This is a genomic window from Nonomuraea sp. NPDC049646, assembly GCF_044465525.1.
In the GTDB taxonomy this organism is placed as follows: Bacteria; Actinomycetota; Actinomycetes; order Streptosporangiales; family Streptosporangiaceae; genus Nonomuraea.
In genome coordinates this window covers 239,276-262,173 of the sequence record NZ_JBITLU010000002.1, presented here as the reverse complement: position 1 = coordinate 262,173, position 22,898 = coordinate 239,276, and the positions used below count along the sequence as shown (strand labels likewise).

Sequence of the window (22,898 nt, the reverse complement as noted above, 5' to 3'; positions counted from 1 at the left end):
GTCGCTGTTGCGTGGCCAGACCGGGCTTCAGGGTGGAATATGCGGAAGGTAGGGTGTGGGCTTGTGACGACGTTCCGGATCAGCGAGGCGGCGGCGCTGCTCGGGGTCAGCTCCGACACCGTCCGGCGGTGGGTCGACGCGGGCCGGCTGGCGGCCGAGCGCGACGAGCACGGCCACCGGCGGGTCGACGGCACCGATCTGGCGGCCTTCGCCCGTTCGCAGATCGAGTCCGACGGCGAGGGCGGCCGCTCCTCGGCGCGCAACCGCTTCCGCGGCATCGTGACCGAGGTGATCCGCGACGCGGTGATGGCCCAGGTGGAGATCGCCGCCGGGCCGTTCCGCGTGGTGTCGCTGATGAGCCGGCAGGCGGCCGACGAGCTGGGCCTCCAGGTGGGGGTGGTGGCGGTCGCCGTGATCAAGTCCACCAACGTCGTCGTGGAGATCCCCGGCCACGAGCGCGTGGCCAGTCAGGTGTGAGGAGCCCCCCTTGGTGTTCAGGCGTCTTTCGACGATCGCCCTGCCCGTCGCGTTCGCGCTGGCCGGCCTGACCGGTTGCGGCTCGGGCGCGCCGGCCACGTCCGCCTCCTCCGCTCCCGCCGCGTCCGCCGGTGGGGGCGCCGGGGAGGTGACGGTGTTCGCGGCGGCCTCGCTGACCGGCACGTTCACCGAGCTCGGCAAGAGCTTCGAGAGCGCCCGTCCGGGGACGACGGTGAGGTTCAACTTCGGCTCCAGCGCCACCCTGGCCCAGCAGATCGTCCAGGGCGCCCCGGCCGACGTGTTCGCCGCCGCCAGCCCGGCCACCATGAAGACGGTCACCGACGCCGCCCTCGCGGCCGCCCCGGCCACGTTCGTCCGCAACAGGCTGCAGATCGCCGTGCCCGCCGCCAACCCGGCCGAGGTCGACGAGCTGAAGGACCTGGCCGACCCCGCCGTGAAGGTGGCGCTCTGCGCCGAGCAGGTGCCGTGCGGGGCCGCCGCGGTCAAGGCGCTCGGCGCGGCCGGCCTCAAGGTCAAGCCGGTGACCCTGGAGCAGGACGTCAAGGCCACCCTCACCAAGGTGCGACTGGGCGAGGTGGACGCCGCCCTGGTCTACCGGACCGACGTGATCGCCTCCGGCGGCAAGGTGACCGGCATCGACTTCCCCGAGGCCGCCCAGGCGATCAACGACTACCCGATCGCGGCCCTGACCAAGGCCCCGGCCGGCGACCTGGCCAAGCAGTTCGTCGACCTGGTGCTGTCCCAGCAGGGCAAGGACGTCCTGGCCAAGGCCGGTTTCGAGGCCCCGTGACCGCTCGCACCCGGCTTCCGGGCCCGGCGGACCGGCCCGCCGGGCGTCCGGCCGCGGGGCCCGAAGGCCGTGAGATCTCGGGGCGGGCGCCGTGGATGCTGGTCGTGCCCGCGCTGGCGGGGCTGGCGTTCCTGGTGCTGCCGCTGGCCGGGCTGCTGATCCGGGCCCCCTGGTCCACGCTGCTCCAGCGGCTGGCCGCGCCGCAGGTGCTGGAGGCGCTGCGGTTGTCGCTGCTCTGCGCCACCGTCGCCACGGCCTTCTGCCTGCTGCTCGGCGTGCCGCTGGCCTGGTTGCTGGCGCGGGTGTCGTTCCCGGGGCGGCGGCTGGTGCGCGCGCTGGTCACCGTGCCGCTGGTGCTGCCGCCGGTGGTCGGCGGCGTGGCGCTGCTGCTGGTGCTGGGGCGGCGCGGCCTGGCCGGGCAGTGGCTGGAGTCCGCCTTCGGCATCACGCTGCCGTTCACCACGGCCGGCGTGATCGTGGCCGAGGCGTTCGTCGCGATGCCCTTCCTGGTGATCAGCGTCGAGGGCGCGCTGCGCGGCGCCGACCAGCGCTTCGAGGAGGCCGCCGCGACGCTCGGCGCCTCCCGCTGGACGGTGTTCCGCCGGGTGACGCTGCCCATGGTGATGCCGGGCGTGGTGGCCGGGGCCGTGTTGTGCTGGGCGCGGGCGCTGGGCGAGTTCGGGGCGACGATCACGTTCGCCGGCAACTTCCCCGGCACCACCCGCACGATGCCGCTGGCGGTCTATCTGGCGCTGGAGACCGAGCCGGAGGCGGCGATCGTGCTCAGCCTGGTGCTGCTGGCCGTCTCGGTGGTCATCCTGGCCAGCCTGCGCGACCGGTGGGTGAGCGCGCCGTGACCCTCGACGCCCGCCTGGTGGTCACCCGGCCGGCCTTCACCCTCGACGTCTCGCTGCGGGTCGCCGCCGGCGAGGTGGTGGCGCTGCTCGGCCCCAACGGCGCCGGCAAGACCACCGCCCTGCGCGCCCTGGCCGGGCTCACCCCGATGACCGGCGGGCGGATCAGCCTGCGCGGCGCGCCGCTGCACACGCTGCCCGCCGAGGGCCGCCCGATCGGCATGGTCTTCCAGGACTACCTGCTCTTCCCGCACCTGTCGGCGCTCGACAACGTCGCCTTCGGGCCGCGCTGCCAGGGCGTGCCCAAGGCCGAGGCCCGCCGGACGGCCGCCGCCCTGCTGGAGCGGGTGGGCCTGGCCGCCCACGCCGCCGCCCGCCCGCGGCGGCTGTCCGGCGGGCAGGCGCAGCGGGTCGCCCTCGCCCGCGCGCTGGCCGTACGGCCCGAGCTGCTGCTGCTGGACGAGCCGCTGGCCGCGCTCGACGCCCACACCCGGCTGGAGATCCGCTCCCAGCTCCGCCGCCACCTGGCCGACTTCGCGGGCGCGACCGTGCTGGTCACCCACGACCCGCTCGACGCGATGGTGCTGGCCGACCGGCTGATCGTCATCGAGCACGGCACGGTCGTGCAGGAGGGCCCGCCGGCCGAGGTCGCCCGCCATCCGCGCACCGACTACGTGGCCCGCCTGGTCGGGCTCAACCTCTATCGCGGCGTGGCCGAGGGCGTCCGGGTCAAGGTCGGCGAGGTGCTGCTGCACACGTCGGAAGAGCTCGACGGGCCGGCGTTCGTGGCCTTCCCGCCCGCCGCCGTGGCGTTGTACCGCAGCCGTCCCGACGGCAGCCCGCGCAACCTGTGGCAGGCCGGGATCGAGGGCATCGAACGGCACGGCGACAACGTCCGCGTGCACCTCGACGGCCCCCTGACGGCCTTCGCCGACATCACCCCGGCCGCCGTCGCCGACCTCGACCTGACCCCCGGCCAGCGGATCTGGGCCTCCGTCAAGGCCACCGAGACGCACGCCTACCCGGCCTGAACGCCCCGATCCCACAGGCGGTCGTCCACGCCGACCCGGATGCCGGTGACGCCGCTGACGTGCCGGCCGCCGCAGCGGTCGCCCGGCAGCACCAGGTGCGGCCCCTGCCCGTCGAGGGCCCGGCAGTCCATGCCGACGGCCGGCATCGCGGGCATGTTGCCGAACTCCGGGTCGAGCTCGCGCCACGACAACACCGCGCGGTGACCGTCGCGCCCGAGCACCGAGATCAGGAAGCGCAGCCGGCTCTTGCGCTCGCCGGGGTCGAACAGCGGCCCGGCCCGTGCTGTTTCAGGCGTTGTGGCCGTCCTGGGACGGGTCGACGTACGTGATCTCCTGGATGGCGGCGACGTCGGCGAAGCCGGCGATCGTCAGGACGGGTTCGAGCACCGGGTTGGCGACGAGCCGGATCCGCGAGGCGTACGTGAACAGCACGGTCAGGCCCGCGCTGTCCAGGTACTCCACCTCGCTCAGGTCGACGAGCACCATGCCGTCGCCGGTGCGGGCCAGCGCCTCCTCCAGAGCCCCGGCGTTGCTCATGTCGATCTCGCCGGCAGCGGCCACGACCTGGGTGCCGTCCGGCCGCGTCGAGGCCGCAAGGGTCAGAGGGGTGGTCATGAGCTGATCCTCGCATGCATGTCGACGGTGGTACCGGCCGCGCCGGGTTCGATGGTGACCTCGTTCATCAGGGCGCGCATGAGCGCCACTCCCCGGCCCCGGTGCGGGTTCGCCTCCGGCTCCGGCTGCTTCCATCGGCCGGTGTCGGCGACGGTGAGCCGCAGGTCGCCGGGGGTGGCGACGGCCCGCAGGCGGATCGTCCGGCCGGGGGCGTTGCGGTGGCCGTGCTCGATCGCGTTGGCGCACGCCTCCCCCGCCGCCACGAGCACGTTCTGCACCAGCGAAGGGGTGAGCTGGCAGCGGGCCAGCCACTCCCGCAGCGCCGAGCGCACGGGGGCGAGCTGGCTCGACTCGGCCGGGAAGTCCACCTCCAGCGGCGCGGGCTGGCGGTAGAGCAGCAGCGCGACGTCGTCGTTGAAGCCGCCGTCCGGGGTGAGGGACGACATGACGTCGCTGGCCAGCTCCTCGATCGGGGTGGACCGCCCGACCTGGACGGCGGTGCTGGCCTCGCTGATGCCCGCGGTCAGCGGACGCCGCCGCCGCTCGACCAGCCCGTCGGTGTAGAGCAGCAGGGTGGACCGGGGCGGCATGGTGTGCCGGGCCTCGGTGCGCCCACGGGCCGACCGTACGGCCAGCGGGGTCGAGCGGCCGCCCTCCAGCAGCTCGGTGCTGCCGTCGGCGTGGGCCAGGATGCCGGGGGGATGACCGGCGCTGGCGTAGACCAGGTCGCCGGTGGCGGTGTCCAGGACGCCGCAGAAGACGGTGGTGCACTTGGCGCCCGGGATGAGGGCGGCGAACCGGTCGAGCGCGGTGAACACCTGGGCGGGCCCGGCGTCCTGGAGCAGCAGGGCCCGGCAGGCGCTGCGCAGCTGTCCCATGACCGCCGCGGCCTCCAGCCCGCGCCCCACGCAGTCGCCGACGACGATCCCGATGCGCTCGCCGGACAGCGGCACGATGTCGTACCAGTCGCCGCCGACCTCCAGCGGGCTGGTGGCCGGCTCGTAGCGCACGGCGAAGCCGCTGGGCAGCCGGGACGGGCCGAGGATGGCGCGCTGGAGCGCCACGGCCGCCTCGCGCTGCTGGTCGAGCTGGTGCACCCGGTGCAGTGCCTGGCCCAGGTGGCCGGCCAGCAGCGCCAGCAGGGTCTGGTCCTCGTGGGTGAACGGCCGGTTCTGGCCCAGGTCGATCCAGACGGCGAGCAGGCCCTTGGGGTGCTCCAGCGTGATGCCGGCACCGTGCGCCTCGGAGGCGACGGCCCGCAGCGGCGGCTGCTCGCGCAGCCCCGTGAGCCTGTCCCGCACCTGTTCCGGCAGGTCCTGCCAGGCGAGGCCGGACGCGCCGGACGGGGCGGTGACCGGGCCGCGGGAGCCGTCCTCGTCCCAGACGACGGCCACGACCTGCCGGGCGTGCCAGACCTCCTGGAGCGCGTCCAGCCCGCCGGCCAGGGCGTCGTTCAGGCTGCCGGCCTGCGAGACGCGCAGGCCCAGCGCGGCGAGCGCGCTCTCGCGCTGCACGAGGTAGTGCTCGGCGGTCACGTCCCGCAGGGTGCCCACGACGCGGCGCCGCCCGGTGGCGGGGTCGGTGACCGAGTTGAACGTGACCGCGACCCACACCTGGTGCCCGTCGCGGTGGGTGACGGGGAGGACCGCGCTGCCCCTGCCCACGCCGACGAGCCGGCCGAACGCCTCGGCGACCAGGCCGTGGGCCTGCGGGTCGCGCTCCTCGTCCGGCCACCAGGGGTGCCGGGGCCGGTAGGGCAGGCCGTCGGGGCCGTAGCCGAGGATGTCGGTGAACGCCGAGTTGATCTCGATCACCGCGCCGTCCTCGTCGGTGACGAAGAACGCCTCCTGCAAGGAGTCGATCATGGCGTTGCGCCAGCGGGTGTGATGGTTGCGCAGCCGCGCCAGCTCCACGTTGGCCCGCGCCCGCGCCAGCAGCTCGGCCGCGGAGAACGGCTTGACCAGGTAGTCGTCGGCGCCCGCCGCCAGGCCCTCGATCGAGGCCTCCTGCCCCGCGCGCGCCGACAGCAGCAGCACCGGCACCCCGGCGGTACGCGGATCGGCCCGCAGCGCCGCGACCAGGGCCAGGCCGTCCAGGCGCGGCATCATCACGTCGCTGACCACGAGGTCGGGCTCGTCGGCGTGCACGGCGTCGAGCGCCTGGAGACCGTCGCCGACGGCGGTGACGTGGTAGCCGGCGCCCTTGAGCAGCCGGACGAGGTACTCGCGCATGTCCCGGTTGTCGTCGGCGATCAGCACCCGGGCCGGCGGGCCGCCGCTCGGGCCCGGCGAGCCGCCGCCGTCCGCCGAGACGTCCGAGGACGTCCCCGCGCTGGTGACGTCGTCCTCGGGCAGCCAGCGCAGCGCCTCCTGCACGAACGGCTCGGCGCCGGAGGAGACCGGCTCCGCCGGGCGGGCCGGCACCAGGCTCCCGGCCGGAAGGTGGCCGGCGCCGAAGGGCAGCCGGATGGTGAACGTCGTGCCCTTGTCCTCGGCGCTCTCGGCCGTGATCGTGCCGCCGTGCAGCCCGACGAGCTCCTGGACGAGCGCCAGCCCGATGCCGCTGCCCTCGTTGGAGCGCGAGCGGGCGCTCTCGATGCGGTGGAACCGTTCGAACAGACGCGGCAGCTCCTCGGCCGGGACGCCGATGCCCGTGTCGGAGACGGTCACCACGGCCTGCCCGTCCCGCACGCCCACCTGGACGGCGATCGAGCCGTCGAAGGTGAACTTCAGCGCGTTGCTCAGCAGGTTGAGCACGACCTTCTCCCACATGCTCCGGTCGATGTAGACCGGTTCGTCCAGCGGCGGGCAGTCCACCTCGAAGGACAGGCCGGCCTTGTCGACCGCCGAGCGGAAGACGCTGGCCAGGTCGGCGGTCACCGCCGCCAGGTCGACCGGCTCGTAGCGGGCCTGCATGCGCCCGGCCTCGATGCGGGAGAAGTCGAGCAGCGTGTTGACGAGCCTGCCCAGGCGCAGGGCGTTGCGGTGGACGACCTCCAGGTCCTGGCGCACCTCGGGGGCCGCGCCGGCCAGCGTGTTCCGCAGCTCCTGCACCGGGCCCATGATCAGGGTGAGCGGCGTGCGGAACTCGTGGCTGATGTTGGAGAAGAAGACGGTCTTGGCCCGGTCGAGCTCGGCCAGCTCCTCGGCCCGCCGCTGCTGGGCCTGGTAGCTGCGGGCCGAGGAGATGCCGGTGGCCACGTGCCCCGCGGCCAGCTCGACGAAGCCGCGGTATCCGTCGTCCAGGGCGCGGTAGCGGTTGAGCGCGGCCACCAGGAACCCGTACGGCCTGCCTCCCTGCTGCAGCAGCGGCATCACCAGCGCGTGCGTGGGCGGCTCCGGCCAGTCCCCCGGCGGCAGCCCGGCGTACGGGGCCGCGTCGAGCGCCACGAGCCCCGGCTCGCCGCGGGCCGGGGCCTGGACCGGCCACAACGCGTCCGGATCGTCGGGCGACAGGACGGCAGGGGCGGCCGGATGTCCGGCGGGCAGCCCGGTCGAGCCGGCCAGCCGCGCCCGGCCGTCGCCGTCGAACAGGTAGGTCAGGGTGAAGGGCAGGTCCTGGAGGTTGCCGCCGAGCTGGCGGCAGGCGAAGGTGAGCATCTCCTGCTCGGTGCGGACCACGCTGGGGTCGGAGCCGAGATCGCGCAGGGTGGCCATGCGGCGTTCGCCGATGACCCGCTCGGTCTCCTCGCTGACCACGCAGAGCATGCCGATCACCGAGCCGTGGTCGTCGCGCAGCGGGCTGTAGGAGAAGGTGTGGTACGTCTCCTCCGGGTAGCCGGCCCGCTCCAGGAACAGCAGCAGCGCCTCGTCCCAGGTCGCCTTCCCGGTGGACAGGACCGCGTCGATGCGCGGGCTGATGTCGTCCCAGATCTCCGCCCACACCTCGCGGGCCGGCCGGCCGAGCGCCCACGGGTACTTCTGGCCCAGCGTGTCGCGGCGGTAGGCGGCGTTGCAGAAGAACGTCAGCTCCGGCCCCCAGGCCATCCACATGGAGAACCTGGACGACAGCAGGATGCTGACCGCCGTCTGGAGGCTCTGCGGCCAGTGTTCCGGACGGCCGAGCGGGGTCGCCTCCCAGTCGACTTCGGCCAGGTCGCGGCCGACCTCGTCGTCCACGGTGAAGATCCCGGCACCGGCCGCCGCCGCCGGCCGCCGCTCACCGTGGTCGTCGTGTGTCATCCGGCTCCCCCCTCGTTCGCTGCGGGCGCGCCTACCCCGCGTCGCGCCGGTGATGCCGCCGCGGCTGTGGACCAGCAGGTCAGGTATCACCTCGACCGTAGGTAGAATAGGGCAAATCACTCCGGGGGTCGGGCCTCCGCCCCTGCTCGGCGCCTGTGCCGGCGGAGCGAGCGGAAGGAGCCGGACGTCAGCACCGCCGATGACACACGCCTCGTGGCGGCCCTGCAGCGGCACGAACTCCCCGCCGTGCCGGGTCAGGCCACGCTGGACCGGGTGGCCTCGCTGGCGGCGCGCATGTTCCACGCCCCCATGGCGACCGTGACGTTCGCCGGCGACGAGGGGGTGCGCCGGGTGGCCGCCCACGGCACGCCGGCCGGCCCGTTCCCCGGCGGCTGCGAGGACAGCCTGTACGCCGCCGTGCTCGCGCGGGGCGAGGTGTGCGTGATCCCGGACGTCGCGGCCGACCCGGCGACGGCCGCCGATCCGCCCGGCGGGAGCGGCGTGCGCTTCTTCGCGGCGGCCCCGATCACCGTCCCCGACGGCCGCTGCGTGGGCAGCGTCAACGTCATGGACGTCCGTCCCCGCCAGGCCGCGGACGAGGACGTCAGCGCCCTGCGGGACCTGGCCGCCCTGGTCATGGACGAGCTGGAGCTGCGCCTGGCCGCCTCACGCACCCTGGCCACCGAGCGCGGGCTGCGCGCCGACGCCGAGCGCCTGGCGCGCACGCTGCAGCAGACGCTCGTCCCGCACACCCTGCCCGAGGTGCCGGGCCTGCGCGCGGCCGCCGCCTACCACCCCGTCTCGGTGGACGAGGTGGGCGGCGACTTCTACGACCTGTTCCCGCTCGACGGCAACCGCTGGGCGTTCTTCCTCGGGGACGTCTGCGGCAAGGGCGCCGACGCGGCCGTGCTGACCTCGCTCGTCCGCTACACCCTGCGCGCCGCCGCCGTCTACGACCCCGACCCGTGCGCGGTGCTGGCCAACCTGGACGCGGTCCTCCAGCAGGAGCACGCCGGCCAGGTCATGCCGCCGCCGTACTGCACGGCGGTCTTCGGCGTGCTCGACCCCGTGGACGGCGGCTTCGAGGTCACCCTGGCGGGCGGCGGGCATCCGCCGTCGCTGGTGGTGCGCGCCGCGGGCGCGGTCGAGGCCGTCCATCCCGAGGGCGGGCAGCTCATCGGCATCCTGCGCGACCCGTACTTCGCCCAGGTGAGCACCCGCCTGGGGCCCGGCGACGCCCTGCTGCTCTACACCGACGGCCTGACCGAGGCGCGCACCGGCACCGGGACCAGGCTCGACGAGGAGGGCCTGGCCGCCTACCTGGCCGCCGCCGCCCCCACCAGCGCCGACGGCCTGCTGGCCTCGGTGCACAAACTGATCACGACCCTCGGCGACGGCGTGTCGGACGACACCGCGGTGCTCGCCCTGTCCGTCCCCGCCCGTTCGACGGGCGTCTCTTCTGAGGAGCCCCAGTGCAGCACGACCACGGTCTGACCATCACCACCCAGCCCCACTCGGGACGCGTCCGCATCCTCACGGTGGCCGGCGACCTCGACCACCACACCTCCCCCCGCCTGCACGAGGCTCTGGACGAGCTCGGCCTCGCGCCGGGCGACGCCCTGGTGATCGAGATGTCGGGGCTGCGGTTCTGCGACTCCACCGGCATCTCCGTGCTGGTCAGCGCCCATCAGCGGGCCCAGGACGCGGGCGCCGGCCTGGCGCTGGCCGGGCTCAGCCCGGACATCGAGCACCCGTTCAAGATCATGGGGCTGACCCGCCTGCTGTCCTTCCACGAGAACGTCGACAAGGCCGTCGCCGCCCTGCAGTGAGGCGCTAGCTGGTGGCCCGCCAGGCGAGCGACAGGCCGGTGGAGGCCCGTTCGGTACGGATCTCCATCATCGTGCCCAGGATGGTGGCGTGGTCGGACACGACGGGAACGCCGTCGGGCGTGTAGGTGATCCGGGTGCTGACCAGCACGGCGCTGCCCTCGGGCTCGTGCAGGCGGCGCGCGGCGGCGGCGTCGAGCAGGCCGGGCCCGACCACCTCCGAGGCGCGGGCGACCGCCACCCCCGCGTCGGCGAGCGCCGCGTAGAGCGAGACGGCGGTGAAGTCGCGATCGCGGATCTGGTCGGCCACCGGCCTGCGCACCCAGGACACCTGATGGACGGCCGGCCGCCCGGCGAACTCCCGCACCCGCTCCAGCCGCAGGGCCGTGTCGCCGGGCCGCAGCCGCAGCTCCGCGGCGATCCGGTCGGGAGCCCGCCGCATCGCCCGCCCGGCCACCACGGTCCGCACGTCATGTCCCTGTTCCCGCAGGTCGTCGGCGAGGCTGCGGAGCGAGCCGAGCTGGTAGGCCAGGTGGGGCGGGGCCACGTACGTGCCCTTGCCGGGCCGCTGGACGATCAGGTGCTCGTCGCTGAGCTCACGCAACGCCTGGCGCAGCGTCATGAGGGTGACCCCGTAGGAGGCGCTCAGCTCCCGTTGCGGAGGAAGCGCCTCGCCGGGCGCGTAATGGCCCGACCGGATCTTCGCGGCGAGGTCGGCGGCGATGGCGCGGTATCTCGCCTCGTGCCCGGCGTCGGGGGTCATCGTGGTGCGTCACTCCTGGTCGAGGGCCTTTCGCAGGGTCGCGACGAAGGCCCGCAGGTCGTCCGGCCCGGCGCCGTCGAGCACCCGCCGCATGACCGCGGCGCCGACCACCACTCCGTCGGCGTGCCGGCCGGCCTCCCGCGCCTGGTCAGGCGTGGAAATGCCAAATCCTAGCAAGATCGGCCGGTCGGTGGCGCGTCTGAGCCGCGCGGTGAGCTCCGCCGCCGAGGCGGCCAGGGTGTCCCGCTCGCCGGTGGTGCCCATCAGCGACACCGCGTAGACGAATCCGCGGCTGCGGCGGGCGATCTCGGCCAGCCTCGGCTCCGGCGTCGCCGGTGAGGCCAGCAGGGTCAGGTCGATCCCGGCGGCGGCGGCCACGTCGGCCAGCTCGTCCGCCTCGTGCACCGGCAGGTCGGGCACGATCAGGCCGTCGACGCCGGCCCGCCGGAGCGCCGCGCAGAACGCCTCGGGCCCGTCGTGCAGCACGAGGTTGTAGTAGGTGCTGACGACCAGCGGCACGCCCACGTCCCGCACGTCGGCCAGGTCGGCGAGGATGCGGCGGGTGCTCGCCCCCCGGGCCAGCGCCGCCTGGCTCGCCTGCTGGACGGTGACGCCGTCCAGCGTGGGGTCGGAGAAGGGCAGGCCGACCTCGACGGCGTCCGCGCCGGCCGCGGCGAACGCCCGCAGGTAGCGCGTCCAGCCGGGCGTGATGCCGCCGGTGACGTATGGCATGAGCAGGGCGCGGCCGGTGTCCCGGCGGGCCCGCAGGTGGCGCTCGACCGCGCCGGTGGTCAGGATGTCGGTCACAGCAGCTCCTTCAGGGTGGAGACGTCCTTGTCGCCCCGGCCGGACAGCGTCATCAGAACGGTCGATCCGGCGGGCAGCTCGCCGCCGGCCGCGCGGATCACCCAGGCCAGGGCGTGCGCCGATTCCAGCGCCGGGACGATGCCCTCGGTGCGCGCCAGCCGCAGCGCCGCGGCGACGGCCTCCTCGTCGGTCACGGTGACGTACCGGGCCCGGCCCAGTTCGCGCAGGTGGGCGTGCTCGGGGCCGACGCCGGGGTAGTCGAGCCCGGCGGCGACGGAGTGGGCCTCGACGATCTGGCCGTCGTCGTCCTGGAGGAACAGCGAGCGGCAGCCGTGCAGGACGCCGAGCCGGCCGCGGGTCGCCCCCGCGCCGCCCTTCGCCTCGACGCCGACGAAGCGCGCCGTGGTGCCGGCGAATCCGGCGAACGTGCCGGCCGCGTTGGAGCCGCCGCCGACGCACGCGACGACGTGGTCCGGCACGCCGGTCGGCTGGGCGGCCGCGAACTGGGCGCGCGCCTCGTCGCCGATGACCCGCTGGAGCTCCCTGACCATCCACGGGTAGGGGTCCGGCCCGACGACCGAGCCGACGCAGTAGTGGGTGTCGCCGGTGACGCCGACCCAGTGCCGCATGGCCTCGCTGGTGGCGTCCTTGAGCGTACGGCTGCCCGTGGTGACCGGGACCACCTCGGCGCCCAGCATGCGCATGCGGAAGACGTTCAGGCCCTGCCGCTCGATGTCGCGCTCGCCCATGAAGACGGTGGCCTCCAGCCCGAGCAGCGCGGCGGCGGTCGCGGTGGCCACGCCGTGCTGGCCCGCGCCCGTCTCGGCGATCAGCCTGCGCCGTCCCATCCGCCTGGCGAGCAGCGCCTGGCCCAGCACGTTGTTGATCTTGTGGGAGCCGGTGTGGGTGAGATCCTCGCGTTTGAGGAGGAGCCGCACGCCCAGCTCCTGCGACAGCCGGCGGGCCGGGGTCAGCGGGGTCGGCCGCCCGGCGTGCAGCGCGAGCAGTTCGGCCAGCTCGCCGCGGAAGCCCGGGTCCGCCCACGCCTGCCGGAACGCCTCGTCCACCTCGCGGCACGCCTCCACCAGGGACTCCGGCGCGTACCGGCCGCCGTACTCGCCGAACCGGCCGCGGGCTCCCGGCACGCCCATCGGCCCGGCCGCCGGGACGGGCTCCCGCAGTGCCGTCGTTTCTCGCATCCTGCTCACCTCGTTCTATAACTCTGACAAGAGTTCTATAACAGTGAGTGTGGCACGGCGACGCCGGCCGCGCCACCCCGGCCCCGACTACGTCGCGCCGGAAAGGGAATCTGGCACTTCCGAGCCGAGGAGATCGCGATGACCACAGAGCAGGAGAGCGAGGACGTCCGTCACGCGTGGGTGGACGACGTTCCCGTGGCATGGATCGAGCCGGCCGCCGGCTCCGCCGGAGCCACCATGGCGTTGTGGCTCCCGCACCTGGGCGGCAGCACGCGGGCCTGCCTGCCCGCCATGCGCGAGCTGGCCGGACGGGGCATGATCGCCGTCAGCCTCGACCCCTGGCGGCACGGCCGGCGCGGTGACGAGGGCGCCGCGCGGCTGACCGAGCGCGTCCTCGGCGACTTCCGCCAGCAGATGTGGCCGCTGCTGGGCCGTACGACGGTGGAGTGCGTACGGGTCCTGGACTGGGCGGCCGCGGAGCTCGGCGCGGGACCCGGCGCGGTCGCGGGCGGGGTGTCGATGGGCGGCGACTGCGCGGTGGCGCTGGCCGGGCTGGACCACCGGGTACGCAGGGCGGCGGCCGTCGCGGCCACCGCCGACTGGACGCGTCCGGGCATGTGCGCGCTGGACGACCCGGCCCGCCTCCTGCCGCAGGGGCACGCGGGCCGCCATGCCCAGTGGTGGTTCGACCGGCTGAACCCGCTCACCAACATCGGCGCGTACGCCCACGGACCGGCCATCGCCTTCGAGTGCGGCGCCGACGACAGCCACGTGCCGCCCCAGGGCGCCTTGCGGTTCCGCGAGACGGTCGAGCACGTCTACCCGCGGCACGCCGGCCGGATCAGGGTGACCGTGCACCCGGGCCTGGGCCACCTGGACGCGGCCCGCGACCCGGAACTGACGCGCCGGTGCGTGGCCTGGCTCGCGCAGCCCGACGGGCAGCCGTAGCCGCGGTCAGGCCGGATCGGCGTCGGGGGTGGCTTCGAGGAGACGGGCGGCGAGGGCGCGGACGTGCCGGACGAGCTCGGGCGGCTCGTGCACCTCGAACGGCACGCCGAGCTGCGCGACCCACATCGCCAGCTCGTCCAGCGAGTGCGACCCGGCGGACAGGACGCAGGAGCCGTCGCCGGCCGGCTCGACCACCGCCATGGTCGGCGGCATCCGGGCGGCGACGACGTCCGCCGGAGCCCGCACCGTGAACCGCCCCCGGTAGCGGTAGGGATCGACGGAGATCCGCTCGGAGACGTAACGCACGAGGTCGGCCGCGGGCGGCTCCCGGGGCGTGAAGCGCGGGCCGTTCGGGGTGTGCAGCCGCAGCCGGTCGACGCGGAACGTGCGCCAGTCCGCCCGGCCGGTGTCCCAGGCCACCAGGTACCAGCGGCGCCCCGAGTTGACCAGCCGGTACGGCTCCGCCGTACGGCGATCCCCGACGCCGTCGTGGGAGCGGTAGTCGAACCGCAGGCTCTCCCGCCGGCGGACCGCCGCGGCGATCGCCGTGAGCGCGGCCGGGTCCACCGCCTCCGCCGCCCCCGCCAGCGGGACCGTGACCGAACGCAGGTCGCCGACGCGGTGCCGGAGCCGGGCCGGCAGCACCTGTTCGAGCTTGGCCAGCGCCCGGACGGAGGTCTCCTGGATGCCGGTCACGCCGGAGACCGCCGCGGTGCCGAGCCCGATGGCGACCGCGACCGCCTCCTCGTCGTCGAGCAGCAGCGGCGGGAGCCCCGCCCCGGCTCCGAGCCGGTATCCGGCCGTGCCCGGCGTGGCGTCCACGACGTAGCCCAGCTCGCGCAGCCGGTCGACGTCGCGGCGGACCGTGCGGGGCGAGACGCCGAGCCGTTCGGCCAGCTCTGCGCCCGACCACTCCCTGGGGGTCTGCAACAGCGACAACAGGCGCAGCAATCGCGCCGACGTCTCCAGCATGCCGTCCATCCTAGGACCGAATCTGTCCTAACCCTCGCCTACCGTCATGGACATGAACGACGACCCGCGCATCCACCCGTTCCGCATCGACATCCCGCAGGCCGCGCTGGACGACCTGCGCGCCCGGCTGGCGGCGACCCGCTGGCCGGACGAGCTGCCCGGCGTCGGCTGGTCCTACGGCGTCCCGGTGAGCCATGCGAAGAAGCTGGCCGAGTACTGGCGCACCTCGTTCGACTGGCGGGCCGCCGAGCGGCGGCTGAACGCCTTCGAGCAGTTCACCACCCTCATCGACGGGCAGAACGTGCACTTCCTGCACGTCCGCTCGCCCGAGCCCGGAGCGCTGCCGCTGATCGTCACGCACGGCTGGCCCGGCTCGGTCGCCGAGTTCATGGACGTCATCGGCCCGCTCACCGACCCGGCCGCGCACGGCGGCGACCCGGCCGACGCCTTCCACGTCGTCGCCCCCTCGATCCCCGGCTTCGGCTTCTCCGGCCCCACCACCGAGCCCGGCTGGGACCTGGAGCGGGTCGCGCGGGCCTGGGCCGAGCTGATGGACCGCCTCGGCTACCACCGCTACGGCGCGCAGGGCGGCGACAGCGGCTCGGTGATCTCGCCGATGCTCGGCCGCGCCGCGCCGCGGAACGTCGTCGGCGTGCACGTCAACGGCGCGCTCGGGTTCCCCAGCGGCGACCCGGCCGAGCTGCGGGAGCTCACCCCCGCCGAGCTCGCCCGCCTCGGCCAGTACCAGGACCAGGACCGGGCCGGTTACGCGATCATCCAGGCGACCCGGCCGCAGACCCTCGCGTTCGGGCTGCACGACTCCCCCGCCGGGCAACTGGCGTGGATCGTGGAGAAGTTCAAGGAGTGGACCGACCCCGCCCGCGAGCTGCCCGAGGACGCGGTGGACCTCGACCAGCTGCTCACCGACGTCAGCGTGTACTGGTTTACCGGGACCGCCGCCTCCTCCGCCCGCCTCTACAAGGAGGGGCAGAAGGGGTGGGGCGCGGCGGCCGAGTACTCCGGGCTGCCGCACGGCGTCGCCGTCTTCCCCGGGGACGCCGGGGTGCGCCGGATCGCCGAGCGCGAGCACAACGTCGTGCACTGGTCGGAGTTCGACCGTGGCGGCCACTTCGCCGCCATGGAGGCCCCTGACCTGCTCGTCGAGGACGTCAGGACCTTCTTCCGGCCCCTGCGCTGACACCTCGGGCGCTGACTTCTCGGGCGCTGGCCTCTCGGGCGCTGGCTCCCCCGGCGCCGGCTCTCCTGGCGTTGCTTTCCCCGGCCGGTACGGGGGCCGCCCGGCGGCGGGGTGCGCGGGCGGTCGTCAGCCCAGGTCGGCGTCGTGCACCAAGATGGCCGCCTGCACCCGGTTGGCCAGGGCCAGCTTGCTCAGCACCCGGCTGACGTGCGCCTTCACCGTCGCCTCCGACAGCCTGAGCTCCCGGCCGATCTCGGCGTTCGACAGCGGCCCGGACAGGACGCGCAGGGCGACGCCGCGGGCTTGGCACCAGTTGCGGACGGCGTGGATGTCGAGCAGGCCGCGGCAGAGCCGGAACAGCTCCGAGACGGTCAGGATGTCGCCGGGGTGCGCCTTGGCGGCGATCCTGCCGAACGCGGGCCGCTCCAAGGCGGGGATCTTCGAGGTGGTGGCGGGGTCCTCGAAGAGCAGGACGCCGTCGGCGGGCCGGAATCCCTCGGCGACGCCTTCGGTGCGCACGAGGAGGCCGGCCTCGGTGAGGATGTGGCGCTGCCGCAGCAGGGACTGGGCCGTGGTGGAGACGCGGGACTAGACGATCTGCACCGGGCTCTCCTCGGGACGGGGTGGAGCTCGATCCACCTGTCGGGAAACCCTGTCGTCAATTTCGGCGCGAAACCGGTCGCCTGACGTCACGGTTCGTCGCTCGATGTCCGGCTTCCGAGAGGGCCCGCAGGGCCCAATCAGAGAGTGTCGTCAAACCTTCTATTTCCGACACTCACATATCGCCAGTCATAGATCAATTCACGCCGTGGCTGGGACCCCTTAAGGGGTGACACCGGAATACGGCGGAAACGGGTCGCTTAGGCGGCTGACCAGACAAAAGCCAGGTTCTGTCCGGTCGGCCCCCTAGCTTCGGGAGTCCTGGGCCAGGTCAGGTGGTGGGCGCGGCGATACCGGATAGGGCCCCCGTTCCGCCGGGTCATCCGCTCCGCAGCGGGGAGCTGCTGACCAGGCTCGATGCGATCGGATGTGCCCGGTAGCAGCTTCGTTGACGGCAGGCCGATTCAGCGGATCCGCCTGGCCGCCCTACCGCCCAGGTGCAGGAACGCGACCTCACCCGCGTCGTCTCGCAGGAAGCGGCCGACGGCACGCTGCGGATCGGCGGCGATCGTCACGTCGTCACAGCCCTCGACCAGCGCGAGCGGCATGTCGGGCATGCCCTCCACACCCGCGGCCACCAGCTCGGGTCGCAGCACGAATCGCGCCGTCAGACCCTCGTCGACCTCGAAGGTCCACTGCCCCGCGTCGTAGCTGCCCGCGTACTCCGGCGCGGGTTCGCGCAGCGCCAGCCGTACGGCCTGCGGCTTGGCGTCGAGCAGATGCTCCAGGCACCAGTCGGTCACCAGCTTGCCCAGCACCTTGCCGGGCGCGGAGTTGGTGAGCGTGGTGACGGCGAAGCCGCGCTCGGGCACCAGCACGAACGTGGACAGCTGCAGGTTGCCGATGTTGCCGCCGTGCGTGACCAGTCGCACGCCCGCCTGCTCATCCAGCAGCCACGGCAGCCCGATGCCGGTCCACGGCACGCCGACCCGGACGTGCTCCGCCTGCATCAGCTCCCTGGTGGCGGCTCCGACCGGCTCCTCGCCGCTCGCACCCAGGTGGAAGGCGGCGTAGCGGAGCTGGTCGCGCACCGACGACACCAGCCCGCCCTCGGGCATGCCTTCGCGGAACAGCCCCCACGTGTGCGCGACCTGCGGGCCGTCCTCTCCTACGGTGTGCCCGACGGCGTGCGACCGCGTCGCGGCCTCCCAGGGGAAGAAGAAGCTGGAGCTCATGCCCAGGGGTTCGAGCACGATCCGACTGACCGCGCTCTCGTACGGCTCGCCGCACACGACCTCGATGACCCTGCCGAGCAGCCTGAACCCGGCGTTGTTGTAGGAGGCGAGCGCGTCGGGCGGGAAGAGCTGGGGCAGCTGGTCGTAGGTGCCGATCGAGGCGGCCAGCGCGCCGGTGTCCCAGCTCTCGCCGTCGTCGATATCGCCGAGGAATCCGCCGGTGTGGGTGAGCAGGTGCCGGATGGTCAGCTCGTCGGCGGCCCGCTCGTCGGCGAGCTGGAAGCCGGGCAGATACTGGCGCACGCGCCCGTCCAGGTCGAGCCGACCGCGCTCGACGAGGTGCATGATCGCTGTCGCCGTGATCGTCTTGGTGGTCGACCCGATCTGGAACAGCGTGTCGCCCGTCACGGGGGCCGGCGCGTCGACGCTGGTGACGCCGGTGGTGAGGACGTGGGCCGCGCCATCGAAAAGCACGCCGACGGCGGCACCGGGGACATGGAGGGATTTCACCTTGCTGTCGAGCAGGCTCTGCAGATGGTTGAGGTCAGCCATCCGTTCATCCTGCCGACAGCGAGAGCGGTGGGCTTCGTCCGCCCGCACCATTTCCGTCGCGCTGTTCGTCCAGGAGTCAGGGACGCCACCGCTGGCCCGCCGTCTCCGGTCATGCATCCTGGGGTGCCGTCAAGAACCGCGCCACCAACCCCAAGCGGCAGCATCTTCTCAGGCCGGGCGGGGTGTCCTCCGGAGAAGCGTCGACTCGCCAGGGCCGCCGCAGCTCTCACCTGTAAGCCATTGACCTGCATATTCTCGCTCGTTCGGGGCTGGTGGCGCGGTTCTCAACGGCGCCCCACTTCCTCACCGACCTGGCCAACGCCGGCGCCTCCGCGCACGCCCGGCGCGCATACCGTGGCGACCTGATCGCCTTCGCTGCCCACCACGGCGAGGAGATCGCTGAGCTGACCGCGGCGCGCCTGCGAGGTCATGTCGTGACCATACAAGGAGATCACTGGCGAGTCAGGAGCCCTCACGGCAAAAGGGGTCGAAGACATCCTCTCGTGCCGACCGATCGCCATCACTTCGGCGCCCGCCTGCCAGGCTGGGGGCGATCGACGGATGTACGCGGCTCGCTCAGTCCGTCGACATGCACGACGACCTTCCTGAAGAGTTGTCATCACCCGGATCGGTGGTCTCGCCGAGGCCGGTGAGCAGGCCGGTGAGCCGGCGGGCGACGGCGGTGTGCCGTTCGACTTCGCGGGTCCAGCCGCGGAGGTCGCACCCGCAGGGGCCTTCGGCAGGCAGGCGCAGGCAGTGTCCGAGCTCGAGTTCGGTCTTGAGGAAGTTGCTCTTCAGCCAGTCAACGGCCTCGGCGGGCAGTGTCCCGGACTTCAGCTCGTCGGCGGCGGGGCCGGCGACGATGGCGCCGGGTTCGAGGACGGACTTGTAGTCACGCAGCACTTCGCGGTCGCCGACCTGGACACAGACCAGTGCCATGGAGACCGAGGAGTGGCCAAGGACCTTCATGATGGTGTGCAACTTGGCGCCGCGTTCGGCGAGCTGGGTGCCGGTTCGGGTGGTCTGCGGTCAGTACTGCCCACCGGGTCGCTCAGTGTTGTTCGCCGGTCAGTCGGCCGGTGTCGTCTGTGGTTCGGGGGCGGGGGCTCGTTGGGTGAGTTCGGCGGCGACTGCTCGTTCCCGTAGGAGGGCGGCCTCGGCGCGTGCCGCGTCCAGTTCGGCGCGGACGTCCGCCAGCCGCATGCGCTCCAGCCGCAACTCCCCCAGCAGTTGGTCGCGTTCCTTGACCGCCGCCGTCGCCCGCGCCTTCTCCCGGGCGTGCTGTCTGCGCTCCTTGGCCAGCGCCGCGGCGGCGTCATCCTCGGCCGCCGCCAGCTTCCGGGCCAGGTCACCCACCTCGGTCGCGGCCTGGGCGGCCTCCCGCTGCGCGACCGCCCGGTCCCGCTCAGCCTCGGCGGCCGCGCGTTCGGCACGTTCGGCACGCTCAACGGCGCGTTCCCGCTCCTGCGCGGCCGCCTCTTCCCTGGCCGTGGCCGCGATCACCGCCCGCTCGGCCAGCTCGCGCGCGCGCCCGGCCGCCGCCGCCTCCTCCCGGGCGCGATCTCTCTCCTCCCGCGCCCGGTCCGCCTCCAGCCCGGCCTGTACGGCCTGCGCCCGCGCCTCCTCGGCCCGTTCGTCGGCCGCCTCCGCCTGCTCGGCCAGCTCCTGGACGACCTGATCCCGGGTCTGCTCGGTCAGCTCCGCCTGACGCGAGGCCTCCTTCACCCGCCGTTCGGCCTGCTCGGCCCGCCGGATCGCCTTCTCGGCGGTCTGCAACGCCTGCCGTTCGGTGCTGGCCGCCTCGCGCAACGCGGCCAGGGCCTGCTCGCGGGCGCGTTCGGCGTCCTGCAACGCCGTCTCGCGCTCGTTCTCGGCCTCCTCCAGCCGGGCTCGCATCTCGGCGGTCTGCCGACGCGCGTGCTCGGTGGCCTCGCGGGCCAGGCGTACCTGCTCGAAGGCCTGCTCACGTTCGGTGCGGGCGATCGCCACGCGCGTGTGCGCCTCAGCCTGGACAGCGCTCAGCTTGGCCTCGACCCCGGCCGGGCTCAGCTCGTCGGACAGGGCCTTGGCCAGCGGCTCGATGGCCGCGAGAAGCCCGGTCTCCATCCGGTCGTACAACTGCTCGGCCCTGGCCAGCGCGCCTTCCAGGCCGGGGGTGGCCCGCCGCAGCTCGCGCTCCCGCTTGGCCGCCGCCTGGCATCCCTTCTCCGGACAGTACGACTTCGGCCGCCCGCGCCCCGGCCGCTGCTCGACGGGAGCTCCACAATGCTTGCAAGGCGTCACCACGCCGACCTCCGCAGTCACGGCGACACCCTAGCATTTTCTAATTTCTGGAAATTCAAATCCAGAAATTGACCACGCGCATGGAAGATCGGGACGGCGTCACCGTGGCGGCGACATCCGTAAGCGGCAAGACCTCGCCACCGCAGGTCAGCGCCCTGCCCGCGGGAACGGCGGGACGCCCGCCACTGGGTACAGACCCGGCCACGCCGCCTCCGGCCCACCGGACGGACATGCAACCTCTCCGGCGTGTCGCCCCTGCCGTCTCCACCGCTCGTCAGCATGCCTTTCCGCACCGACAATTCGTCCGTATCCGCCACCATGCCGACACGTCCGTCACCGTGCCGGGCGCAGCCCCAGCTCCGCGTTCCCGCGCGCTCCCCCATAGGACCGTGACCAGTTCGTACGGCCCGCGCACCGCATGGCCCCGCGGGGACGGGCAGCACGGCGGCGTCCAGCGGACCTCACGGTGTACGGCGCCGTGCCGCTCCTACGGCAGGTCCTGGTGCTGGGCTCGGGCGGTGAACGAGGTCAGCGCGGAGAAGGGGCTCGGCTTAGCCAGCGCGGGTGGTGGCCGCAACGAGGGAGTCGAGGAAACGCTCGACTGCGACCATGACCGTCATGCATGAAAGGCCGCAGGGGAACACCACGTTGGACACGGATCCGCTTCCTGAAAGGCGTCAGCCGAGTCCACTGCGCGGCGGCGGCGCCGAGCCCGGGCGGAGGTGATCCGTCGGCCGCCGATGTGACAGAAGATTAACTCTCTGTCACATGCATCACTCCGCTGTCCCTCCTGCGGGGGATGCGTCTTCCGATCGGGCGAAGACCACGACGAGCTCCAGCCCACCATCCGGGTTGGGGCTCGCCCGCACCTCGGCCCCGTGGGCCTTCGCGATCGCTGCGACGATCGACAACCCGAGCCCGGCGCCCTGCCCAGAGGTCGTGTGGAGCCGCCGGAAGGGCGTGAAGAGATCGCCGAGGCGTTCCCGGGGCACGCGCGGGCCGGTGTTTCGAACCGTCAGAACTCCGCGGGAGAGCGTTACCTCAACGATCCCGCCGGGATGGTTGTAGCGGACCGCGTTGTCGAGAAGGTTGGTGACGAGCCGGTTCAGCAGGACAGCGTCCCCATCGACGACGAACGGCTCCGCCAGCCCCGTCACCCGCACGCCGTCCGCGTCTCTCTCCGCCAGGACGCGCCGGACCACCTGGTCCATGGCCACCGGACTCCTGTCGTCCAGGCCGTGTTCCGCCTGGGCCAGGACCAGCAGGGCGTCGATGAGGTGCTCCGCGCGACGGTTGTGGCGCAGGAGCGTGCCGCGGATCTCGCCGACGTCCTCGGGGAGCCCGATCTCGATCGCCGCCCGCTGGACGGCCAGCGGAGTCCGCAACTCGTGGGAGGCGTTCGCGATGAACCGCCGCTGCCCCTCGACGGAGCGTTCGAGCCGGTCGAGCATCGCGTCGAAGGTGTCGGCCAGTTCCTTCAGCTCGTCCTTCGGCCCGGCGAGCGCGATCCGTTCGTGCAGGGTCGACAGGGACAGCCGCTGCGCGGTGGCGGTGATCCGGTGGACGGGCCGCAGGATCCGTCCGGCGAGCAACCACCCGACGGCCAACGAGACCAGTGTCAGGGCCCCGACCGTCAGCGCGGTCACCTGCCACTGGTAGCCGATCACGTTGTTCACCAGTTCCGGCAGTTGCGGCAGCCGTTCGTTCGGCACGCCCCGCGGCGGCGCCGCCGCTGCGCCGGACAGCCGGCCGATCCGCGCGTCCAGCGTCCGGCGCAGCAGGAGGTTGACCGTGACCAGCAGCACAACCGAGGTGAGCAGGAACAGTCCGGAGTAGATCAGCGTGAGCCGGACCCGGATCGTCGTCACAGCAGGTATCCCGCGCCGGGGACGGTCCGGATGCACGGCGGGTCCCCCAGCTTGGCCCGCAGGCGGCTGACCAGGACCCGCACCACCGTGGTGAACGGATCGGCGTTCTCGTCCCAGGCCTCTTCGAGCACCCGTTCGGAGCTCACGACCGCGCCGTCCGCCCTCATCAGCACCTCCAGGACGGCGAACTCCTTGAGTGACAGGTGCAGGTGCCGCCCGTCCCGCGAGGCCTGCAGCCGGTGCCTGTCGAGCACGATCCCGTGCCGCGTCAGCACCGGTGGGACCTGCGACTGGCTGCGCCGCCCCAGCGCCTGCACGCGTGCGACCAGCTCGGTGTAGTCGAAAGGTTTGGGCAGGTAGTCATCGGCCCCCATGCCGAGACCCGCGACTCGCTCCGGCACCGACGCCGCCGCCGTCAGCATCAGGATCCGGGTGCGGCTCCCGCGCGCCACCAGCTCACCGCACACGAGGTCGCCGTGGATCTCAGGCAGGTCCCGGTCCAGGACGAGAACGTCGTAGTCGTGCACCGCCAGCCGCTCCACCGCGGCGGCCCCGTCGTACACCACGTCGACGGCCATGGCATGGCGGCGCAACCCCACCGCCACGAGATCGGCCAGGTCGCGTTCGTCTTCGGCCACCAGAATCCGCACCCGACATTCCTACTCGAACCGGGGTTTC

At 73.4% G+C, this 22,898-nt stretch carries 21 protein-coding genes and 1 pseudogene; 8 read left to right on the top strand and 14 right to left on the bottom strand.

Annotation, left to right across the window (positions count from 1 at the left end):
- Positions 1–63 precede the first annotated feature (63 nt).
- The 4 genes from ACIBQ8_RS06005 (at position 64) to ACIBQ8_RS05990 (ending at position 3,173) form a co-directional block, all read left to right on the top strand.
- Entirely contained in the window at positions 64–477 is a 414-nt protein-coding gene (locus ACIBQ8_RS06005; RefSeq protein WP_397191286.1) for a molybdopterin-binding protein, read from the top strand.
- A 10-nt stretch (positions 478–487) separates the two neighbouring features.
- Positions 488–1,288 carry a molybdate ABC transporter substrate-binding protein gene (gene modA / locus ACIBQ8_RS06000; RefSeq protein ID WP_397191285.1) on the top strand — a complete coding sequence of 267 codons (801 nt, stop codon included), beginning with the start codon at positions 488–490 and terminating at the stop codon, positions 1,286–1,288.
- A gap of 95 nt (positions 1,289–1,383) precedes the next feature.
- Complete coding sequence (locus tag ACIBQ8_RS05995) at positions 1,384–2,145, top strand: ABC transporter permease (RefSeq protein WP_397191629.1); 762 nt, start codon at positions 1,384–1,386, stop codon at positions 2,143–2,145.
- A complete protein-coding gene (locus tag ACIBQ8_RS05990; protein ID WP_397177782.1) occupies positions 2,127–3,173 on the top strand; it encodes an ABC transporter ATP-binding protein in 1,047 nt (348 codons plus the stop codon). The genes ACIBQ8_RS05995 and ACIBQ8_RS05990 overlap by 19 nt, the downstream gene beginning before the upstream one ends.
- Here the strand turns inward: ACIBQ8_RS05990 and ACIBQ8_RS05985 are convergent.
- The 3 genes from ACIBQ8_RS05985 to ACIBQ8_RS05975 all read right to left on the bottom strand — a co-directional run bounded on the left by ACIBQ8_RS05985 (position 3,161) and on the right by ACIBQ8_RS05975 (position 7,969).
- The gene (locus tag ACIBQ8_RS05985; protein WP_397191284.1) at positions 3,161–3,394 is read right to left on the bottom strand and encodes a hypothetical protein; all 234 of its coding nucleotides are present in this window, start codon (positions 3,392–3,394) and stop codon (positions 3,161–3,163) included. The two genes, ACIBQ8_RS05990 and ACIBQ8_RS05985, sit on opposite strands and share 13 nt — an antisense overlap.
- A 67-nt stretch (positions 3,395–3,461) precedes the next feature.
- Positions 3,462–3,788, bottom strand: a complete 327-nt coding sequence (locus tag ACIBQ8_RS05980; protein WP_397177780.1) for an STAS domain-containing protein — start codon at positions 3,786–3,788, stop codon at positions 3,462–3,464.
- Positions 3,785–7,969, bottom strand: a complete 4,185-nt coding sequence (locus ACIBQ8_RS05975) for a SpoIIE family protein phosphatase (protein WP_397191283.1) — start codon at positions 7,967–7,969, stop codon at positions 3,785–3,787. The genes ACIBQ8_RS05980 and ACIBQ8_RS05975 overlap by 4 nt, the downstream gene beginning before the upstream one ends.
- Before the next feature lie 213 nt (positions 7,970–8,182).
- Here ACIBQ8_RS05975 and ACIBQ8_RS05970 point away from each other — a divergent pair, with 213 nt between their 5' ends.
- A complete protein-coding gene (locus ACIBQ8_RS05970; RefSeq protein ID WP_397177778.1) occupies positions 8,183–9,463 on the top strand; it encodes a PP2C family protein-serine/threonine phosphatase in 1,281 nt (426 codons plus the stop codon).
- Positions 9,442–9,798 (top strand): STAS domain-containing protein, encoded by a 357-nt coding sequence (locus ACIBQ8_RS05965; protein ID WP_397191282.1) that lies wholly within the window; start codon positions 9,442–9,444, stop codon positions 9,796–9,798. Before ACIBQ8_RS05970 ends, ACIBQ8_RS05965 begins: the two co-directional genes overlap by 22 nt.
- A 4-nt stretch (positions 9,799–9,802) precedes the next feature.
- On the opposite strand, the gene ACIBQ8_RS05960 is transcribed toward ACIBQ8_RS05965, so the two are convergent.
- Genes ACIBQ8_RS05960 through trpB form a run of 3 tightly spaced genes read right to left on the bottom strand, consistent with a single transcriptional unit; the run spans position 9,803 to position 12,564 of the window.
- Positions 9,803–10,558: a GntR family transcriptional regulator gene (locus tag ACIBQ8_RS05960; protein WP_397177776.1), complete on the bottom strand. Its 756-nt coding sequence runs from the start codon at positions 10,556–10,558 to the stop codon at positions 9,803–9,805.
- Between the two features lie 9 nt (positions 10,559–10,567).
- Positions 10,568–11,365 (bottom strand): tryptophan synthase subunit alpha, encoded by a 798-nt coding sequence (trpA, locus tag ACIBQ8_RS05955; protein ID WP_397177775.1) that lies wholly within the window; start codon positions 11,363–11,365, stop codon positions 10,568–10,570.
- Positions 11,362–12,564 (bottom strand): tryptophan synthase subunit beta, encoded by a 1,203-nt coding sequence (gene trpB / locus ACIBQ8_RS05950; RefSeq protein ID WP_397191281.1) that lies wholly within the window; start codon positions 12,562–12,564, stop codon positions 11,362–11,364. Before trpB ends, trpA begins: the two co-directional genes overlap by 4 nt.
- A 138-nt stretch (positions 12,565–12,702) precedes the next feature.
- Between trpB and ACIBQ8_RS05945 the strand changes: the two genes are divergently transcribed.
- Complete coding sequence (locus tag ACIBQ8_RS05945) at positions 12,703–13,512, top strand: prolyl oligopeptidase family serine peptidase (protein ID WP_397191280.1); 810 nt, start codon at positions 12,703–12,705, stop codon at positions 13,510–13,512.
- A gap of 6 nt (positions 13,513–13,518) precedes the next feature.
- Here ACIBQ8_RS05945 and ACIBQ8_RS05940 read toward each other — a convergent pair whose 3' ends face one another.
- Positions 13,519–14,484 (bottom strand): helix-turn-helix transcriptional regulator, encoded by a 966-nt coding sequence (locus tag ACIBQ8_RS05940; protein ID WP_397177772.1) that lies wholly within the window; start codon positions 14,482–14,484, stop codon positions 13,519–13,521.
- 52 nt (positions 14,485–14,536) lie between these two features.
- On the opposite strand from ACIBQ8_RS05940, the gene ACIBQ8_RS05935 reads away from it, so the two are divergent.
- Entirely contained in the window at positions 14,537–15,682 is a 1,146-nt protein-coding gene (locus tag ACIBQ8_RS05935; RefSeq protein ID WP_397177771.1) for an epoxide hydrolase family protein, read from the top strand.
- A gap of 126 nt (positions 15,683–15,808) precedes the next feature.
- On the opposite strand, the pseudogene ACIBQ8_RS05930 reads toward ACIBQ8_RS05935, so the two are convergent.
- From ACIBQ8_RS05930 to ACIBQ8_RS05900, 7 genes and pseudogenes are all read right to left on the bottom strand, one after another.
- Positions 15,809–16,255, bottom strand: a pseudogene (locus ACIBQ8_RS05930) (LuxR C-terminal-related transcriptional regulator); the annotation flags it as partial.
- Between the two features lie 491 nt (positions 16,256–16,746).
- Complete coding sequence (locus ACIBQ8_RS05925; protein WP_397177770.1) at positions 16,747–18,069, bottom strand: serine hydrolase domain-containing protein; 1,323 nt, start codon at positions 18,067–18,069, stop codon at positions 16,747–16,749.
- A gap of 284 nt (positions 18,070–18,353) precedes the next feature.
- A complete protein-coding gene (locus ACIBQ8_RS05920) occupies positions 18,354–18,500 on the bottom strand; it encodes a hypothetical protein (RefSeq protein WP_397177769.1) in 147 nt (48 codons plus the stop codon).
- A gap of 145 nt (positions 18,501–18,645) precedes the next feature.
- Positions 18,646–19,038, bottom strand: a complete 393-nt coding sequence (locus ACIBQ8_RS05915) for a hypothetical protein (protein WP_397191279.1) — start codon at positions 19,036–19,038, stop codon at positions 18,646–18,648.
- Between the two features lie 99 nt (positions 19,039–19,137).
- Complete coding sequence (locus ACIBQ8_RS05910; RefSeq protein WP_397191278.1) at positions 19,138–20,373, bottom strand: hypothetical protein; 1,236 nt, start codon at positions 20,371–20,373, stop codon at positions 19,138–19,140.
- A gap of 752 nt (positions 20,374–21,125) precedes the next feature.
- The gene (locus ACIBQ8_RS05905; RefSeq protein ID WP_397191277.1) at positions 21,126–22,220 is read right to left on the bottom strand and encodes an ATP-binding protein; all 1,095 of its coding nucleotides are present in this window, start codon (positions 22,218–22,220) and stop codon (positions 21,126–21,128) included.
- Positions 22,217–22,870, bottom strand: coding sequence for a response regulator transcription factor (locus ACIBQ8_RS05900; protein ID WP_397191276.1), 654 nt, complete (start codon positions 22,868–22,870; stop codon positions 22,217–22,219). The genes ACIBQ8_RS05905 and ACIBQ8_RS05900 overlap by 4 nt, the downstream gene beginning before the upstream one ends.
- Positions 22,871–22,898 lie beyond the last annotated feature (28 nt).

What these genes read in the sequence shown, in the direction of transcription:
- ACIBQ8_RS05995 (WP_397191629.1), top strand. Translation starts at nt 1,384, where the DNA reads ATGCTGGTCGTGCCCGCGCTGGCGGGGCTGGCGTTCCTGGTGCTGCCG.
- ACIBQ8_RS05980 (WP_397177780.1), bottom strand. Translation starts at nt 3,788, where the DNA reads ATGACCACCCCTCTGACCCTTGCGGCCTCGACGCGGCCGGACGGCACC.
- ACIBQ8_RS05975 (WP_397191283.1), bottom strand. Translation starts at nt 7,969, where the DNA reads ATGACACACGACGACCACGGTGAGCGGCGGCCGGCGGCGGCGGCCGGT.
- ACIBQ8_RS05960 (WP_397177776.1), bottom strand. Translation starts at nt 10,558, where the DNA reads ATGACCCCCGACGCCGGGCACGAGGCGAGATACCGCGCCATCGCCGCC.
- trpB (WP_397191281.1), bottom strand. Translation starts at nt 12,564, where the DNA reads ATGCGAGAAACGACGGCACTGCGGGAGCCCGTCCCGGCGGCCGGGCCG.
- ACIBQ8_RS05945 (WP_397191280.1), top strand. Translation starts at nt 12,703, where the DNA reads ATGACCACAGAGCAGGAGAGCGAGGACGTCCGTCACGCGTGGGTGGAC.
- ACIBQ8_RS05940 (WP_397177772.1), bottom strand. Translation starts at nt 14,484, where the DNA reads ATGCTGGAGACGTCGGCGCGATTGCTGCGCCTGTTGTCGCTGTTGCAG.
- ACIBQ8_RS05935 (WP_397177771.1), top strand. Translation starts at nt 14,537, where the DNA reads ATGAACGACGACCCGCGCATCCACCCGTTCCGCATCGACATCCCGCAG.
- ACIBQ8_RS05925 (WP_397177770.1), bottom strand. Translation starts at nt 18,069, where the DNA reads ATGGCTGACCTCAACCATCTGCAGAGCCTGCTCGACAGCAAGGTGAAA.
- ACIBQ8_RS05920 (WP_397177769.1), bottom strand. Translation starts at nt 18,500, where the DNA reads ATGACCTCGCAGGCGCGCCGCGGTCAGCTCAGCGATCTCCTCGCCGTG.
- ACIBQ8_RS05915 (WP_397191279.1), bottom strand. Translation starts at nt 19,038, where the DNA reads ATGAAGGTCCTTGGCCACTCCTCGGTCTCCATGGCACTGGTCTGTGTC.